Consider the following 14,128-nt stretch of genomic DNA (forward strand, 5'->3'; position numbering starts at 1 on the left):
GACGCCGCCGTCATCGGCCGGTTCAGACGGCGACCGCCTCCAGCTCGGCGTCGCCCGTCCCGACCGGAGACGGGAGTCGCCCCGGCAGCAGGACGGCCGAGGCCACCGCACCCGCCAGGCACAGCAGCCCGACCACCACGCACGCCGTGGACAGCCCGGCCAGGAAGGAGTCCTGGAAGGCCGAGACGAGCCGCGGGTCGTGGCCGGCGACACCTTGGGCCACCCCGACCGACCCCTGCGCCCTGACCAGGGCCGAGCCGGACAGCGCCGCGTAGGCACCCGCCCCGAGGTGGGAGGCGAACACCGAGGAGAAGACCGAGCCCACCACGGCGACGCCCAGCGTGCCCCCCAGCTCGCGGGTCGCGTCGTTGACCGCCGAACCCACGCCGGCCCGCGCCGGCGGCAGCACCAACAGGATCGACTCCGTGGCCGGCGTCGAGATCAGTCCCATGCCCAACCCCATCAGCATCATCTGCGGCACGATCACCGTCGGGTACGACGTGTCGACCCCGGAGGTCGAGATCCACAGGAACGCCGCGCCGAACAGCACCATCCCGGTGGTCACCACGATCTTGGTGCCGACCCGCGGCGCCAGGGCCGCGCCCACCACCGATGCGACCGCGATCGAGATGGCGACCGGCAGGATCCGCGCGCCCGTGGACAGCGCGCCGTACCCCCGGACGAACTGGAAGTACTGGGTGACCAGGAAGATGAAGCCGAACAGGGCGAAGAACGTGACCGTCACCGCGCCGCTGGCCGCGCTGAAGCGACGATCGCGGAACAACGTGACGTCCAGCATCGGGTTCGCGGCGCGCCGTTCGCGAAGGACGAAGCCGACCAGCAGCCCCGCGGCCAGCGCGAAGCCACCCAGCGTGGGCGCCGAGGACCAGCCGTGCGCCGGAGCCTCGATGATCGTGTAGGTCAGCGAGGCGAGCAGCGCCACCGAGAGCCCGAGGCCCGGGAGGTCCAGCGACGGCACGGCCGGGTCCCGAGACTCCGGCACCCAGACCCCGGCCGCGACCGCGGTCAGCAGGGCCAGCGGGACCAGCGCCCAGAACACGCTGCCCCAGTAGAAGTGCTCCAGCAGGACGCCACCGGTGATCGGACCGGCAGCGACCCCGAGCCCCACGACGCCGCCCCAGATGCCGAGCGCCGCTGCTCGCTCGCGGCGCTCGCGGAAGGTGTTGCTGATGATGGACAGGGTCGTGGGGAAGATCAGGGCCGCGAAGGCCCCCATCACCAAGCGCATGGCCACCAACGCCCCGGCGGAGGTGACCAGCGCGCCGCCTGCACTGGCGACCGCGAATCCGGCGAGCCCGACGATCAGCGCCGGCCGCCGTCCGAACCGGTCGGAGACGCTGCCCGCCGCGAGCACCAGTCCCGCGAACGCGAGGTTGTAGCCGTCGACCACCCACTGGAGCTGACGAGTCCCGGCCGAGAGCTGGCGGGAGATCGACGGCAGGGCGACGTTGACGATCGTGGTGTCGAGGTTGATGGCGAGCACCGCTGCACACACGACGGCCAGGACCAGCGCCTTGTTCGGGGCCTTGCCGGGGGCTGTGTTCCGGGCTGTGTTCCGTGACCAGTGGGGCGAGTGGGACATCGGGATCTCCTGCGGACGTGGGCGGGGGGCGAATGTGGACGCCGCCAACATCACGTTAGACCGCTATGTAACCGGCGTCAACATCACCTATCCTCGACTCGTGCCCGGTCCGAGCCAGCCCTACCACCACGGCAACCTGCGGCCGGTCCTGGTCGACACCGCCGTCGAGCTGGCCCGCAGCACCGGCCCGGACGGGGTCGTGCTTCGCGAGGTCGCGCGCCGCGCGGGGGTCTCCCACAACGCCGCCTACCGGCACTTCGCCGACCGCGCCGCACTGCTGGAGGAGGTCTCCGACCGGGCCTACGACGACCTCGAGACGGCCATGCGGGAACGGATCGCGACGGTGCGCGAGCGCGACCCGCGCGCCCGGGCGGTGGCCCGGCTCCGCGAGACCGGTCGCGCCTACGTCGCCTTCGCGCTGGCCGAGCCCGGCCTCTTCGCCACGGCGTTCACCTCGCCGGCGGGGTCCCCTCCCCACTCCGCGACCGAGGAGCTGACCGGCCCCTACCTCGTGTTGAACACGGTGCTCGATGAGCTGGTCGACTGTGGCGCCTTGAGCCCCGAGCTCCGACAGGGCGCCGACGTAGGCTGCTGGGCGATGGTCCACGGCTTCGCCGAACTGGTCGGGACCGGCCCGCTGCGCCAGGTGCCGGCCGAGGTTCGCGAGGTGTTGCTGGAGTCCGTGCTCGACCTGGTCCACCGCGGGCTGCTCGGCGATCTCGGAGTCATCGGCTCGCTGCCGGGCTAGGCAGCCACACCCTCGGGCTCAGGCGGACGACCCGAGCGCGCCGACCCGCCAGCCGTCGGCGTCGCTCTCGAACGGGTACACCGCGCCGTTCGGCACGTCGCCGTCCTCCGGCGCCGCGGCCGAGCCGGGGGCGATCGCGCCCCACAGCGCGAGGATCACGCCGCCGTGGGTCACCACGAGCACGGTCTCGCCGCGGAACTGGTCGGCGACGTCGTCCAGGACGGCGAGCACGCGGTCGGCGGTCTCCCGCCCGGTCTCACCGCCGGGCACGCCGGACGAGAGGTCGCCGGCCCGCCAGGCGGTGACCATCGCGCGGAAGTACGCCTGGTCGTAGGGCCGGCCCAGGAAGTCACCGGCCGGGAACTCCGCGATCCGCTCGCGGACCCGCACCGGCAGCCCGAGGACGCCGGCGGCGATCTCGGCGGTCTGCACGGCCCGTGACAGCTCGCTGGAGATGACGGCCGCGACCTTCTCCGGACGCAGTCGCTCCCCCAGGTCACGAGCCTGGGCACGACCGAGCGTGGTCAGGCTCCCGCCCGCGGCGTTCATCTCCGGGGTCTCGTACTCGGCCTCACCGTGCCGGGCCACGATGATCCGCGCGGGGCAGTGCACGTCGCTCACCGGCCTACCCAACCACGCCACAGCAGGAGCAGGATGCCGCGCATGCGGATCTACCACATCGCCACCCTCGCCGACTGGAAGGAGGCCCAGACGAGCGGCAGCTACACGACCTCGACCCTGGGCCGCTCCCTCGAGGAGGAGGGGTTCATCCACGCCGCGCGTCACGACCAGGTCCCGGCGGTGCGCGACCGGTACTACGCCGATGTCGCCGAGCCGCTGGTGGTGCTCGAGATCGAGACCGACCTCGTCGGTGCCGACGTCCGCGAGGAGCAGGTCGGCGACCAAACCTATCCGCACGTCTACGGCCCGGTTCCGGCCGCGGCCGTCGTCGCCTGGCGACCGGCGCGCCTCCCCCCGATCGAGCTCGGGACCCGTGAGCCGACGACCCCCGTGCCCGCGGCCACGCTCGGCTTCCGCGGAGGCGCGGTCGTCCTGGCGGCCAGCGCGTTCGTAGGGTTCTGGTGTGCCGTCATCGCGCAGGCAGCGACATCCGACGACCGGCTGCCGGTCGGCGTGTCGTTCGTGCTCTGGTCGCTGACGGCCATCCTCGCCGGCGCCGCTCTCGTGGCCTTCGGCTACGCCGAGTGGCTGCACTCGCGAGCCGCCCACGCAGAGTGACGCAGGACGCGACCGGGCTCAGGCGCTGCGCTCGAGGGGCTGCCAGCCCAGGTCGGCCAGCCGGGCAGCGCCGAGGTCGGTGACCCGCAGACCACGGTGGTCGTCCGCGCGGCGAACGAACCACGGCTGCGGGCCGTCGACCAGGGCCCGCGTGATCGCCGCCGCCAGGGCCCCGGCCAGGTGCTCGCGGCGTTCGGTCCAGTCCAGACACGGACGGGCGAACGGCCGCCGCGACGCGCGCGCCGAGCCGACGTCCACGCCCCAGCCGAGGAGTCCCTCCACACCAAGCTCGCCGACGCCGTAGCCACCGGGCTCGGGCACCAGCCAGCCACGCCGCAGCAGGCCGTCGTGCAGCGCGACGCCGCTGTGCCCCGCGAGGTGGTCATAGCAGGTGCGGGCCTCGGCCAGGGACCGCGCGCGGCTCGACTGGCGCAACGTCGTCACGGCCTTGGGGGGAGCGATGTGCGACAGCGACTCCAACGCCGCGCCCACCTCGGGTGAGGCGAGCCTGTGGTACCGGTGCCGCCCTTGGGCGACGGCCTCGACCAGCCCTCCGCCTCGGAGCCGGGCGAGGTGCTCGCTCGCGGTGGCCGGACTCACTCCGGCCGCCCGCGCCAGCTCGGTCGCGGTCAAGGCGCGGCCGGTCATCAGCGCGTCCAGCATGGCCGCCCTGCTCGGGTTGCCGAGCAGCGCGCCCACGGCCGCAAGGTCGACGTCGTCCATGCCTCGACCCTAGGACCGCCACGTTTCGGCGGGCGCCGAAGCGACGCGTCCCTAGCCTTCCCGCCATGGACGACGAGCACGCCGAGGCCAACCCCGGGACAGCGGTGGAGGAGGCCGTACGACGCGCCCTGGGCCTGGTCGACACCTGGATCGGCTGGGACCGCCGGCCACGGGTCAGCCAGGACGGGGACCGGATCTACACACCGGGCAAGGCGGTCCGGCGGATCGCGGACCATCTGGTCGACCACCTGGCCGAGGTCGAGGCCGTCCTCGCCGGCGCGGCGTCGCAGCCCGACCAGTGGCATGGCAGCCTGGTCACGCTCGAGTCCGACTGGGCCCGCTTCACCGAGCTCGACCGCGACGAGGCCCACCAGCGACTGCCCCGTCTGGCCCGGACGTTCGCCCTGCGCCTGGCCGCCGCCGGGCCGCAGGAGTGGGACCGGCCCCGAGAGGGCTGGAGCCTGCGCGAGATCGCGGACCACCTGACGGGCGTCCTCTGGTACGCCGAACAGGTGGGAGACCTCACCCCCACCGCCCCGGCAGATGCCGGGTCAGAGTGAGCTCGCCCGGTTTCTGCCGGGTCAGCGTGAGCTCGGCGCTAGCCGCCGGCGGCGCGAGGGGCGGTGGAGACACCCTTGTCAGAACGGGACTCACGGGCGACGTACTCCTCGACGTTCTCCACGACCGAGGCGTTCCGGCGTACGACGGCCAGCAGGTCGCTCATCGAGGCGACCTCCTCGACCTGCTCCTTGACGAACCACTGGAGGAACTGCTCGGAGGCGAAGTCGGTCTCCTCGCGCGCGATCACCAGCAGCTCGTTGATCTGGGCGGTCACCCGCCGCTCCTGCTCGAGCGCCAGCTCCACCGGCGCGACCACGTCGGCGAACGACGAGACCGGAGCCTCGATCGGGGGCATGACGACGTCCGCGCCGGTGTCGAGCAGGTACTGCACCATCATCAGCGCGTGGCTGCGCTCCTCCAGGGCCTGGGCATAGAAGAACGCCGCCATCTGGGGCATCGTCAGCGCGTCGTAGTGGACGGCGCAGGCGAGGTACTGGTTGTGCGCGGCCAGCTCGTAGCCGACCTGCTCGTTGAGACGCTCGACGAAACGGGGTGCGGGCACGGGGACTCCTCCAGACTCCTGGCGGCCTCAGGCGGCTTTGACCAGCTTGCGCTTCTTGACCGTATAGCCCTTCGGCAGGGTGCCGTCCTTGAGCATCCGGATCGGACACCGCTGGCAGCGCCTGTCGCTCACGCAGCACGTGCTCTTGGGCTTCCTGCCCTTCTTCGAGCCGGCCTTCTTCGACACGCGCGCCATCGTAGCGACTCAGGTAAGCCTCACCTAACCCACGGCGTCAGACGAGGTCGTAGGCCTCGCGGATCACCTCGACGATGCCGTTCATGATCTCGGTGAGGCCGAAGTCCTTCGGCGTGTAGACCGCCGAGACCCCGGCCTCGATGAGCCTGCGGGCATCGGACTCGGGGATGATGCCGCCGACCACCACCGGCACCTCGCCGATGCCGGCCTCCTCCATCGCCACCAGGACCGCGGGCACCAGCTCCATGTGCGAGCCGCTCAGGATCGACAGGCCCACGCAGTGGACGTCCTCGGCGACCGCGGCGGCCACGATCTGCTCCGGCGTGAGCCGGATGCCCTGGTAGACGACCTCGAAGCCCGCGTCTCGCGCGCGCACCGCGACCTGCTCCGCGCCGTTGGAGTGTCCGTCGAGCCCTGGCTTGCCGACCAGGAGGCGCAGCCTCCCGCCCAGCTCGGCACCGGTCTCGCGCACGCGGCGGCGTACGGCGGCCAGCTCGTCGGCCGCGCGCCCGGCCGCGGTCACGGCCACCGCGCCCCCGACGCCGGTGGGTGCGCGGAACTCACCGAAGACCTCGCGCAGCGTCGTCGTCCACTCCCCCGTCGTCGCACCGGCCCGGGCGGCAGCCAGCGTCGCGGGCATCAGGTTGGCCTCGGTCTTCGCGTCGGCCGCCAGTCGCGCGAGCGCCTCGGTCACGGCGGGCTCGTCGCGCTGTGCCCGCCAGGCGCGCAGGCTCTCGACCGCTGCTCGCTCGGCCTCGGGGTCGGCCGCCTGGACGGCGGTGTCGAGGTCGGCGGTCAGGGGTGAGGGCGCGGTCTCCTGGTAGCGGTTGACCCCGACCACGATCTCCTCGCCCGACTCGATCCTGGCGCGTCGCGCCGCGTGGGAGGAGACCAGCTCCTGCTTCATGTAGCCGCTCTCGACCGCGGCGACCGCGCCGCCCAGGGCCTGTACCCGGTCCATCTCCGCCCGGGCCCCGGCGACGAGCTCGGCCACCTTCGCCTCGACGACACGCGAGCCCGCGAACAGGTCGTCGTACTCCAGCAGGTCGGACTCGAAGGCCAGCACCTGCTGGAGCCGCAGCGACCACTGCTGGTCCCAGGGCCGCGGGAGCCCGAGGGCCTCGTTCCACGCGGGGAGCTGGACGGCACGCGCCCGCGCGCCCTTCGACAGGGTCACCCCGAGCATCTCCAGCACGATCCTCGGCACGTTGTTCTCGGGCTGCGCCTCGGTCAGCCCCAGGCTGTTGACCTGGACCCCGTAGCGGAACCGGCGCATCGCCGGGTCGAGCACGCCGTACCGCTCCCGGGTCAGCTCGTCCCACAGCTCCACGAAGGCGCGCATCTTGCACATCTCCTCGACGAACCGCACGCCCGCGTTGACGAAGAACGAGATCCGTCCGACGACCTTGCCGAAGTCGTCGTCGGCGACCTGGCCGGAGGCCTTGACCGCGTCCAGGACCGAGATCGCGGTGCACAGCGCGTAGGCCAGCTCCTGGGTCGGCGTGGCCCCGGCCTCCTGGAGGTGGTAGCTGGAGATGTTGATGGGGTTCCAGCTCGGGATCTCCGAGACGGTGTAGGCGATCAGGTCGGTGATCAGCCGCAGGGAGTGCTCGGGCGGGAAGACGTAGGTCCCGCGCGAGAGGTACTCCTTGACGATGTCGTTCTGGGTGGTGCCGGTGAGCCGGTGCGCGACCTGTGACGGGTCGGCCTGCGGGTCCTGCTCCTCGGCGACGACCTGGTAGAGCGCCAGCAGCCACATGGCGGTCGCGTTGATCGTCATCGAGGTGTTCATCTCGGACAGCGGGATGTCCTCGAAGAGCCGGCGCATCTCGCCCAGGTGCGGGATCGGGACCCCGACCTTGCCCACCTCGCCGCGGCTCAGCGACTCGTCGGGGTCGTAGCCGGTCTGGGTGGGCAGGTCGAACGCGACCGACAGCCCCGTCTGCCCCTTCGCCAGGTTGGTCCGGTAGAGCGCGTTGGACGCCGCCGCCGTGGAGTGGCCGGCGTAGGTGCGCATCACCCAGGGGCGGTCCTTCTCCGGATGCTGGTCCGGGTGCCTGTCCGGGTGCCTGCCCGGGTCGTTCGCGGTCATGACCCGAGAGTAGGACCGGCGAGTAACTTCCGGCGCTGTCGTGTGGGGTTCCCCTCGTGTGGTCAACTCCACACCCGGGGCTCCCCGGTCTTCGTCCGTTCCGGCGCGGGTGCGACCGGCGTCGCCTACCCTGGAAGGACGAGCGGGCGGGGGGCCGGCTCGAGGGGCAGGGGAACTCATGAGCGAGCAGCAGACTCGTCCGCACGTCGACCGTCGCGCACTGGTCCGGGCGGGCGTCTGGTCCGTCCCGGCCGTTGCCGTCGCGGTGGCCGCGCCTGCGGTGGCCGCGTCCGGTGTCGGCACGCCGGTCCTCCAGCTGAACTGGCTGAGCATCTACGGCGCGGACTACACCGGCAGCAAGGCCGGCAGTGCGGAGAGCCAGACCGCGGTGCAGAACGTCTGGCAGAACGGCGTCGCGAACGGCGGCCCGACCCTGACCCAGGTCACCCTCACCGTGACCTACCAGAACAAGAACGACGGCGCGGTGCCCACGCTGGTCGACGGCACCGGGTGGAGCTTCGCCTCGGTGAGCGGGTCGACGTACACCTTCGTGTGGGTCGGCAGCCTGACCCCCGGCGGTTCCACGCCGACGCTGACCTGGCGGGTGGCGCTGAAGAAGAGCTTCAACGGCGACCTCAAGGTCTCGGCCGCGGCCACCGCCAACGGCGCGATGTCGCCGACGCTCCAGGCGTCGACGAACCTGTGAGGCGGGCTCAGGCCGTCGCGGCCGCGCGCTCGACCTCGATGAACCTCGCCAGCCGCGAGACCTGGAGGAGGCGACGGACGGCGGGCCCGCACCCGCGCACGCGGATGTGGTGGCCGCTCCGGCTCCCCTCGAGGCTGGCGTAGGCCAGTACCCGGGCCGCGGTCAGGTCGATCGTGTCGACGCCGGTCAGGTCGATGGTCAGCTCGGGCTCGGCACCGTGGACGTGCTCGTGGATCGCCGTGCGGACCTCCATCGTGCTGCGGACATCGAAGTCGCCGCTGAGCCACAGCGTGTGTCCGTCGTGGACGATCTCCATCGTCCGACCCCCCGTCCCCGTGCCCCGCGTGCCCCGCGTGGTGCGTGTCGTGCGTGCTGTGCGTGTCGTGCGTGTCGTGTGCCTCATCGGCTGCCTCCGTTCGTCCGGAGGCCCGACCCTCCGGCGTGGGTGACGTGCGAGCAGCGTGCAACTACCTCTAAGACGCGCGAGCATCCCCCATCGGTTGCGTCCGGGCCACTCATTTCTTCCGGCACCCCCGTCGCGACCTCTGTCGCCACCACTGTCAGCACCTCCGTCAGCACCGGGCACTAGCCTCGTGGTCATGGTCAATCTGACACGGATCTACACCCGCACCGGCGACGGAGGCACGACGCGCCTGGGCGACATGAGCGAGACGTCGAAGAACGACCTGCGACTCCAGGCCTACGCCGACGTCGACGAGGCCAACGCCCAGCTGGGGACGGCACTTGCTCATGACGTCGAAGAGCCGGTTCGGGCGGTCCTGATACACGTCCAGAACGACCTGTTCGACGTCGGCGCCGACCTGTGCACCCCGGTGGTCGAGAGTCCGGCCCACCCGCCGCTGCGGATCACCCAGGAGTACGTCGACCGGCTCGAGGGCTGGTGCGACGAGTTCAACGCCGACCTGCCCTCCTTGCGCTCGTTCATCCTGTCGGGCGGCACCCCGCAGGCCGCGGCGCTGCACGTGGCCCGGACGGTGGTCCGGCGGGCGGAGCGCTCTGCCTGGGCGGCCCACGAGCTGCACGGCCCGACGATGAACCTCCTGGCGATCCGCTACCTCAACCGGCTCTCGGACCTGGTCTTCATCCTGGCCCGGTACGCCAACCGCGACGAAGGCGACGTCCTGTGGGTTCCCGGAGGAGAGCGATGACCGACCCCGACGCGACGGACAGGCCCGCCGACGGTCCCGAGCCGGAGGACGACCTGGTCGTCACCCACCACGTGCTTCCGCTGCGTCGCGGAGAGCTGCGCTACACCGCGCGCAGCGGCCGGGTCGTCCTGCGCGAGGAAGAGGTCAAGAAGGACGTCTTCCGCGGCTGGCGGGCCCGCGCCGAGATGTCGGTCACGGCGTACACCCTCGACCCGCCCGAGGGCGGCGACCTGACGTCGCGCCCGATCACCTTCGTCTTCAACGGCGGGCCGGGGTCGTCGTCGATCTGGCTGCACATGGGGCTGCTCGGGCCGCGCCGGGTCGACGTCGGCGACGTCACCGCGCCGCACCCGCCGCCGTACCGGCTCGTCGACAACCCCGAGACCCTGCTGGCGGTCTCGGACCTCGTCTTCGTCGACCCGATGTCGACCGGCCACACGCGTGCCGTGGAGGGGCAGAAGGCCAAGACCTACCACGGCTTCGCCAAGGACGTCGAGCAGGTGACCGAGCTGATCCGGCTGTGGTGCACGCGCGAGGACCGGTGGATGTCGCCGAAGTTCATCCTGGGCGAGTCCTACGGCACGGTGCGGGCGGTCGCGGTCGCCGAGCGCCTCCAGACCAAGCACGCCCTGATGCTCAACGGGATCGTGCTGGTCTCCAGCGTCCTCGACTTCGGCACCCAGGACTTCGGACAGCACCGCTGGGACGAGTCCTGCCTGAACTTCCTGCCGACGTACGCCGCGATCGCCCACTACCACGGCAAGGTGAAGGGACGCCTCGGCCGGATCCGGCAGGAGGCGGAGACGTTCGCGGCAGGCCCCTACCGCGCCGCCCTGGCCGCCGGCCGCCGGCTCCCGGCCAAGGAGCGGGCCAACGTCGTGCGCACTCTGGCCCGGCTCACCGGCCTGTCGGAGAAGTACGTCGAGGGCACCGACCTGCGCATCGAGCACTGGCGGTTCTGCACCGAGCTCCTCCGCGACCGCGGCCTGACCGTGGGCCGCATCGACGGGCGGTTCACCGGCCCGGCTCGTTCGCCGATCGCGGAGAACATGGACGCCGACCCCTCGATGGACGCGATGAACGGCCCGTTCGCGGCGGCCCTGCATCACTACCTCCGCGGAGAGCTCGGCAACCGGCAGGACCTGCCCTACGAGGTGTATGCCAACGCGATCACGAAGTGGTCGTTCGAGGAGTTCGAGGGCAAGCCGATCTTCGTGGCCGACAAGCTCGAGCGTCTCATGCGCGCCAACCCGCACCTGCGCGTCCGCATCGAGTACGGCTACTACGACCTCGCCACGCCCTACCACGCGGCCGAGGACATGGTGGCCCACCTCCATCTGGCCGACGAGGCCTTCGACCGGATCGAGCACGAGTACTTCGAGACCGGCCATATGCCCTACCTCCACGAGGCCTCGCGCAGAAGCGAGTCCGCCTCGATCGCCGCCTTCGTGGCGCGGCGCTGAGGCGCGCGTGGCCCGGCATCCGCGGCCCGACCCGATGGTCGCGCCGACCGATGCGCTGTCGGTGTTCACCGACGGCGCGTGCTCGGGCAACCCCGGCCCCGGCGGGTGGGCGTGGGCGACCGACCGCACGACGTTCGCCTCCGGCTCCGAGGCGGTCAGCACCAACCAGCGGATGGAGATCCGGGCGGCCCTGGAGGCCGTCACCGCGCTGTCGGCTCCGCTGCTCGTGGTCAGCGACTCCACGTACGTCGTCCACTGCTTCCGCGACCGCTGGTGGGAGGGCTGGCTGCGGCGTGGCTGGCTGACCTCCGGCAGGAAGCCGGTCGCCAACCGCGACCTGTGGGAGCCGCTGATCGCGCTCGCCGCCGACCGCGACGACATCGCCTTCCACTGGGTCAAGGGTCACTCAGGGCACGAGATGAACGACTTCGTCGACCGGCTCGCCGTCGCCGCCAGCAAGGACGCGTAGGCCGCCGGCTCCCAGCCGGTGATCGGCTCGGTGACGCGCTGGTGACGCCGCCGTGACGCGAGCGTGACGGGGGTCGCCCCAGCATGGGCGGATCGGTGCGGGAGACGCACCCGATCCCGGAGGTCGAAGCGATGCTGGCGTCGGACCAGACCCTGATCCGCGTGGCCGACCCGGCCACGCGCACGGGCCTGCTGACCGCGGAGGGCCTCCTCGCCGTGGCTGCCGCGTGCTACGACATCGACCTCGCGCAGGTGGTCGGCGAGGCCACCGCCGTCTTCGACCGGGTGGACCTCGCGGTCACGGTCAGCACCGCGGTCTCGGCCACCGGCCGCGCGGGCCGGGCCATGGATGCCGCTCCGGTGGAGGCCTCGCTCCAGGTGCAGGGCCTGGTGGCCCCGGCTCCCGGGGCGGACGCCGTCTGGCTCGGCAGCGTCGTCGTCCGGACGGCGGGTCCCGACGGCGTCATCACCGCGGTGGACGTCACCGACCTCGGACGAGACGCCCGGCTCGCCGACGACCTCGGACTGGAGCTCTCGCTCAGCGCGCCGGTCGCGGTCGCCGTCGACTCGCCGCCGGTCGCCCTGCCGGTGGTCGTGGCCTTCCTCGTCGCCGACGTCGACACCTCACCGCGAGCGCTCCTCCAGCAGTCGGACGCGGCGCGGAGAGCAGCGGCCCGCTACCCGTCAGCGCCGGCGCCTCCGGGAGCACCCCAGCGGATCCGGGAGAGCTGCGTGTGCTGGCTCGTTCCGGCTGCCGCGTTCGACGACGAGGGCTGGCCGGGCGGCGACGCCGGACCCGCGGACCAACGTCGCAGCGACCGGACCACAGCCGCCCGCGGCTGGCTCACGGGGCAGGGCATCGCCCTGGTCACCACCTAGGAAACCCACGGAGGACCCATGCCACCCATGCCATCACCCATCGTGCAGGCCGCCTACCCGTTCGTCACGGTGCGCATCGACGCCAGCGGGCTCGCTGGGGCCGCGGTCCGCTCGCCGGGCGTGGTCGCCGTGGTGGGCCTCGCGGACGCCGCGGCCGCCGCCGCGGTGAACACACCGGTCGAGGTCACCGACCACGACAGCATCCTGGCGGCGTTCGCCAACGGCACCACCCCCAACGCGCTCACCCAGAGCCTCGACCTCGTCCTCGCCCAGGACCCACAGCCCTCGAAGGTGTACGGCGTCCGCACCAGCGACGACACCGACTACGCCGCCGCGCTCTCCGGGCTCGAGGCCGCCGACGACGTGACCTTCGTATGCCTCGCCCACGAGTTCGCCGTCGGGGCCGCGTCCACGGCCAACAAGGACGCGACGTTCCTGATGGCTCTCAAGGAGCACGTCGAGACCATGTCGGCGGCCGGGCACAAGCGGATGGCCGTGGCCGCCGTCGACCCGACGATCGCCAAGTCGCTGACGTACGCCGCCGACGTGGTCGCGGTCAACAGCTACGGCAAGCTGGTCAGCGGCGACGGGCGCATGATCCTGGTCGCGGGCCGAGGCGCCACCACCGATCCCGCGGACGCCACGGCGACGGCCGACCCGGCCGCCTCCGGCGCCGGGGCGATCGCGGGCTACTCGCCGAGCACCAGCATCGTCCTCAAGCAGGTGCGCGGCTTCACGATGCCCGTGACGTCGCAGTACACCCCGGCCGAGATCTCCGACCTGGCCGGCCAGGGCATCGTTCCGCTGATCGACCCGGCGCTCATCTCGGGCAGCGGGCTCTACTTCGCCGACGGCGGCACCTTCTCCTCGGACAACACCCGCAACTACGTCGACATCGTGCGGGTGCTCGACGACATCGAGTTCCGGCTGCGGGCGGGGCTGATCGGGTCGATCGGCGACAGCCGGATCACCAAGCCCGGTCTGACCACGATCCGGGTGCGCATCGAGGGCATCCTCGGTCCCCTCCAGCAGGCCGCGGTCATCGACGACTACGCCGTGTCGATCCCTCTCCTGGACATCCTGTCGCTGCCCGAGAGCGCGCGGAGCGCCGGGGACGACGCCCTCGTCGAAACCGCCCGCAACACCCGGCAGGTGCCGCTGACCGTCACGGTCACCTACGGGCCCGCCGTCCACCGACTCGACGTGACCCTCGTGCCGAAGTTCTGACTCGCCGCCGACCCAGGAGCTAGACGATGACCATCACACCGCTGCCACCGACCGACTGGAACACCCGGCTGGCCGTCACCTACACCGACCCCGACGGGACCGATCACCAGATCACCCCGATCACGTCGTTCACGCCGACCTTCGGCACCACCGCCGAGCCGCTGCACAGTATCGAGCGCACCCACGTCGGCGTGGTGTTCTCGCCGCAACAGCTGACCTTCTCGATGACCGTCCCCGCCGTGGGCGACGCGGCCGGCAAGCTGACCGCGATCGCGCTCCAGGGACAGCGCTTCAAGGTCACCCTCCAGGAGCAGATCGGCAACGACTGGTCCTTCTCCACGATCGTGATGGACCAGTGCGTCATCACCAGCGCGAGCCCGTCGCCGGCGACCGTCAGCGGCGTCCCGTCGGCGACGTTCAGCGGCTTCTCCAACCACGTCGAGTCCACCGACAGCAGCAGCCAGAAGACGACCGCCCCGCCGCAGTCCTGACC

Annotated in this window: 17 protein-coding genes; 10 read left to right on the forward strand and 7 right to left on the reverse strand. The window is 71.9% G+C overall.

The window, feature by feature from the left end:
• Positions 1 to 22 precede the first annotated feature (22 nt).
• A complete protein-coding gene (locus VHW64_RS13595; protein WP_329651103.1) occupies positions 23 to 1,603 on the reverse strand; it encodes an MFS transporter in 1,581 nt (526 codons plus the stop codon).
• Between the two features lie 100 nt (positions 1,604 to 1,703).
• Here VHW64_RS13595 and VHW64_RS13600 point away from each other — a divergent pair, with 100 nt between their 5' ends.
• On the forward strand, positions 1,704 to 2,351 hold the full coding sequence (locus VHW64_RS13600) for a TetR/AcrR family transcriptional regulator (RefSeq protein WP_329651104.1): 648 nt from the start codon (positions 1,704 to 1,706) through the stop codon (positions 2,349 to 2,351).
• 18 nt (positions 2,352 to 2,369) lie between these two features.
• On the opposite strand, the gene VHW64_RS13605 is transcribed toward VHW64_RS13600, so the two are convergent.
• Positions 2,370 to 2,972, reverse strand: a complete 603-nt coding sequence (locus VHW64_RS13605; RefSeq protein ID WP_329651105.1) for a histidine phosphatase family protein — start codon at positions 2,970 to 2,972, stop codon at positions 2,370 to 2,372.
• A 42-nt stretch (positions 2,973 to 3,014) separates the two neighbouring features.
• Here VHW64_RS13605 and VHW64_RS13610 point away from each other — a divergent pair, with 42 nt between their 5' ends.
• Positions 3,015 to 3,590 (forward strand): DUF952 domain-containing protein, encoded by a 576-nt coding sequence (locus tag VHW64_RS13610; protein ID WP_329651106.1) that lies wholly within the window; start codon positions 3,015 to 3,017, stop codon positions 3,588 to 3,590.
• Between the two features lie 18 nt (positions 3,591 to 3,608).
• Here VHW64_RS13610 and VHW64_RS13615 read toward each other — a convergent pair whose 3' ends face one another.
• Positions 3,609 to 4,313, reverse strand: a complete 705-nt coding sequence (locus VHW64_RS13615) for a winged helix-turn-helix domain-containing protein (RefSeq protein ID WP_329651107.1) — start codon at positions 4,311 to 4,313, stop codon at positions 3,609 to 3,611.
• Positions 4,314 to 4,378: 65 nt separating this feature from the next.
• Between VHW64_RS13615 and VHW64_RS13620 the strand changes: the two genes are divergently transcribed.
• A complete protein-coding gene (locus VHW64_RS13620; protein WP_329651108.1) occupies positions 4,379 to 4,873 on the forward strand; it encodes a hypothetical protein in 495 nt (164 codons plus the stop codon).
• A 38-nt stretch (positions 4,874 to 4,911) separates the two neighbouring features.
• Here the strand turns inward: VHW64_RS13620 and VHW64_RS13625 are convergent, their stop codons facing one another.
• Genes VHW64_RS13625 through VHW64_RS13635 form a run of 3 tightly spaced genes read right to left on the reverse strand, consistent with a single transcriptional unit; the run spans position 4,912 to position 7,723 of the window.
• Positions 4,912 to 5,436, reverse strand: coding sequence for a ferritin (locus VHW64_RS13625; protein ID WP_329651109.1), 525 nt, complete (start codon positions 5,434 to 5,436; stop codon positions 4,912 to 4,914).
• Positions 5,437 to 5,463: 27 nt separating this feature from the next.
• Complete coding sequence (locus tag VHW64_RS13630; RefSeq protein ID WP_329651110.1) at positions 5,464 to 5,622, reverse strand: hypothetical protein; 159 nt, start codon at positions 5,620 to 5,622, stop codon at positions 5,464 to 5,466.
• A 46-nt stretch (positions 5,623 to 5,668) separates the two neighbouring features.
• On the reverse strand, positions 5,669 to 7,723 hold the full coding sequence (locus VHW64_RS13635; RefSeq protein WP_329651111.1) for a protein meaA: 2,055 nt from the start codon (positions 7,721 to 7,723) through the stop codon (positions 5,669 to 5,671).
• A gap of 178 nt (positions 7,724 to 7,901) precedes the next feature.
• On the opposite strand from VHW64_RS13635, the gene VHW64_RS13640 reads away from it, so the two are divergent.
• Complete coding sequence (locus tag VHW64_RS13640; protein WP_329651112.1) at positions 7,902 to 8,429, forward strand: hypothetical protein; 528 nt, start codon at positions 7,902 to 7,904, stop codon at positions 8,427 to 8,429.
• Between the two features lie 7 nt (positions 8,430 to 8,436).
• Here VHW64_RS13640 and VHW64_RS13645 read toward each other — a convergent pair whose 3' ends face one another.
• Positions 8,437 to 8,745, reverse strand: coding sequence for an STAS domain-containing protein (locus VHW64_RS13645; RefSeq protein WP_329651113.1), 309 nt, complete (start codon positions 8,743 to 8,745; stop codon positions 8,437 to 8,439).
• A gap of 283 nt (positions 8,746 to 9,028) precedes the next feature.
• Between VHW64_RS13645 and VHW64_RS13650 the strand changes: the two genes are divergently transcribed.
• From VHW64_RS13650 to VHW64_RS13675, 6 genes are all read left to right on the forward strand, one after another.
• On the forward strand, positions 9,029 to 9,598 hold the full coding sequence (locus VHW64_RS13650) for a cob(I)yrinic acid a,c-diamide adenosyltransferase (RefSeq protein ID WP_329651114.1): 570 nt from the start codon (positions 9,029 to 9,031) through the stop codon (positions 9,596 to 9,598).
• Positions 9,595 to 11,061: a S10 family peptidase gene (locus VHW64_RS13655; RefSeq protein WP_329651115.1), complete on the forward strand. Its 1,467-nt coding sequence runs from the start codon at positions 9,595 to 9,597 to the stop codon at positions 11,059 to 11,061. The genes VHW64_RS13650 and VHW64_RS13655 overlap by 4 nt, the downstream gene beginning before the upstream one ends.
• A gap of 7 nt (positions 11,062 to 11,068) precedes the next feature.
• On the forward strand, positions 11,069 to 11,530 hold the full coding sequence (locus tag VHW64_RS13660) for a ribonuclease H (protein WP_329651116.1): 462 nt from the start codon (positions 11,069 to 11,071) through the stop codon (positions 11,528 to 11,530).
• A gap of 131 nt (positions 11,531 to 11,661) precedes the next feature.
• The gene (locus VHW64_RS13665) at positions 11,662 to 12,408 is read left to right on the forward strand and encodes a hypothetical protein (RefSeq protein WP_329651117.1); all 747 of its coding nucleotides are present in this window, start codon (positions 11,662 to 11,664) and stop codon (positions 12,406 to 12,408) included.
• Between the two features lie 27 nt (positions 12,409 to 12,435).
• Positions 12,436 to 13,635, forward strand: coding sequence for a hypothetical protein (locus tag VHW64_RS13670; RefSeq protein ID WP_329651118.1), 1,200 nt, complete (start codon positions 12,436 to 12,438; stop codon positions 13,633 to 13,635).
• Between the two features lie 26 nt (positions 13,636 to 13,661).
• Entirely contained in the window at positions 13,662 to 14,126 is a 465-nt protein-coding gene (locus VHW64_RS13675) for a hypothetical protein (RefSeq protein WP_329651119.1), read from the forward strand.
• Positions 14,127 to 14,128 lie beyond the last annotated feature (2 nt).

The organism is Nocardioides sp. (assembly GCF_036267815.1).
Classification (GTDB): Bacteria; Actinomycetota; Actinomycetes; order Propionibacteriales; family Nocardioidaceae; genus Nocardioides.

What these genes read in the sequence shown, in the direction of transcription:
- VHW64_RS13675 (WP_329651119.1), top strand. Translation starts at nt 13,662, where the DNA reads ATGACCATCACACCGCTGCCACCGACCGACTGGAACACCCGGCTGGCC.
- VHW64_RS13670 (WP_329651118.1), top strand. Translation starts at nt 12,436, where the DNA reads ATGCCATCACCCATCGTGCAGGCCGCCTACCCGTTCGTCACGGTGCGC.
- VHW64_RS13610 (WP_329651106.1), top strand. Translation starts at nt 3,015, where the DNA reads ATGCGGATCTACCACATCGCCACCCTCGCCGACTGGAAGGAGGCCCAG.
- VHW64_RS13665 (WP_329651117.1), top strand. Translation starts at nt 11,662, where the DNA reads ATGCTGGCGTCGGACCAGACCCTGATCCGCGTGGCCGACCCGGCCACG.
- VHW64_RS13645 (WP_329651113.1), bottom strand. Translation starts at nt 8,745, where the DNA reads ATGGAGATCGTCCACGACGGACACACGCTGTGGCTCAGCGGCGACTTC.
- VHW64_RS13615 (WP_329651107.1), bottom strand. Translation starts at nt 4,313, where the DNA reads ATGGACGACGTCGACCTTGCGGCCGTGGGCGCGCTGCTCGGCAACCCG.
- VHW64_RS13640 (WP_329651112.1), top strand. Translation starts at nt 7,902, where the DNA reads ATGAGCGAGCAGCAGACTCGTCCGCACGTCGACCGTCGCGCACTGGTC.
- VHW64_RS13635 (WP_329651111.1), bottom strand. Translation starts at nt 7,723, where the DNA reads ATGACCGCGAACGACCCGGGCAGGCACCCGGACAGGCACCCGGACCAG.
- VHW64_RS13595 (WP_329651103.1), bottom strand. Translation starts at nt 1,603, where the DNA reads ATGTCCCACTCGCCCCACTGGTCACGGAACACAGCCCGGAACACAGCC.
- VHW64_RS13650 (WP_329651114.1), top strand. Translation starts at nt 9,029, where the DNA reads ATGGTCAATCTGACACGGATCTACACCCGCACCGGCGACGGAGGCACG.
- VHW64_RS13655 (WP_329651115.1), top strand. Translation starts at nt 9,595, where the DNA reads ATGACCGACCCCGACGCGACGGACAGGCCCGCCGACGGTCCCGAGCCG.
- VHW64_RS13620 (WP_329651108.1), top strand. Translation starts at nt 4,379, where the DNA reads ATGGACGACGAGCACGCCGAGGCCAACCCCGGGACAGCGGTGGAGGAG.